We start from the raw sequence: 956 nt of genomic DNA, 5'->3' as shown, positions 1-956 counted from the left end.
GCCGATGATAGTGCGGATACCCGTGTGAAAGTAGGTAATCGCCAGGCTCTCCCTTGAAACCCCCCAGTACGAAAGTACTGGGGGGTTTTGCTTTTGTGGCGGCGATTTGCCGATCAGGCTTAAGCAGCGCCCAGGCCGCCAGCCTGGCGAGCCGGTTTCGAGGTTAAAGCAAGGCCCCAGAAGCCGTTTTAGAGGCCGTGGCGAGCCCCTATAGGGTGAAGGTGTTCTTTATTGAATGCCGACGATGATGGTGCGATCGGGCAGCCTACGCTGGTGCCAGGTTCAACGCTCCAAGGTCTGTCCTTCCCTACTTTGCATAGTACGGAAAGTGCTTGACAGCCAAGGAAAGTTACACCATAATCAGAAGTTCACTGCGGAGAGGTGCCCGAGTGGCTAAAGGGGGCAGACTGTAAATCTGTTGGCTTACGCCTACGTTGGTTCGAATCCAACCCTCTCCACCAAGAATTGCAAAGCAGTAGTGAGTACCCGGCAGGCGTCGGTGAAGCAGAAAGCGTGGTAACCCGGCGGGTGTAGCTCAATGGTAGAGCAGAAGCCTTCCAAGCTTACGACGAGGGTTCGATTCCCTTCACCCGCTCCAGATTGCCCGGGTTCTTGCAGTTCTGAAAAGCAGCAGTCAAGTTTCGCCCATGTGGCTCAGTGGTAGAGCACTCCCTTGGTAAGGGAGAGGTCGGCAGTTCGATCCTGCCCATGGGCACCAAATACCGCACTAGCAATATCGCTACCGACACAGGAGTCGCGAAATGGCAAAGGAAAAGTTCTCGCGGACTAAACCGCACGTGAACGTTGGTACGATCGGTCACGTTGACCATGGTAAGACCACCCTGACGGCAGCAATTGCTACGGTGCTGGCAGCCAAGTTTGGCGGTTCGGCCAAGAAGTACGACGAAATCGACGCAGCGCCGGAAGAAAAGGCACGCGGTATTACCATCAATACC

At 55.2% G+C, this 956-nt stretch carries 1 protein-coding gene and 3 tRNA genes; all 4 read left to right on the top strand.

Features of this window, described 5'->3' with window-relative positions; translation table 11 throughout:
- The first annotated feature begins 375 nt into the window (after window positions 1–375).
- Window positions 376–461: transfer RNA gene (locus tag ACYP5B_RS45360), tRNA-Tyr, on the top strand.
- A gap of 63 nt (window positions 462–524) precedes the next feature.
- Window positions 525–598 (top strand) — tRNA-Gly (locus ACYP5B_RS45355).
- Window positions 599–643: 45 nt separating this feature from the next.
- Window positions 644–718 (top strand) — tRNA-Thr (locus tag ACYP5B_RS45350).
- 43 nt (window positions 719–761) lie between these two features.
- The coding region (locus tag ACYP5B_RS45345) for a GTP-binding protein (RefSeq protein WP_459569129.1) at window positions 762–956 on the top strand (195 nt) is incomplete at its 3' end.

It is taken from the genome of Cupriavidus sp. 8B, assembly GCF_054589115.1.
This window is presented reverse-complemented; position numbering and strand designations above follow the sequence as displayed.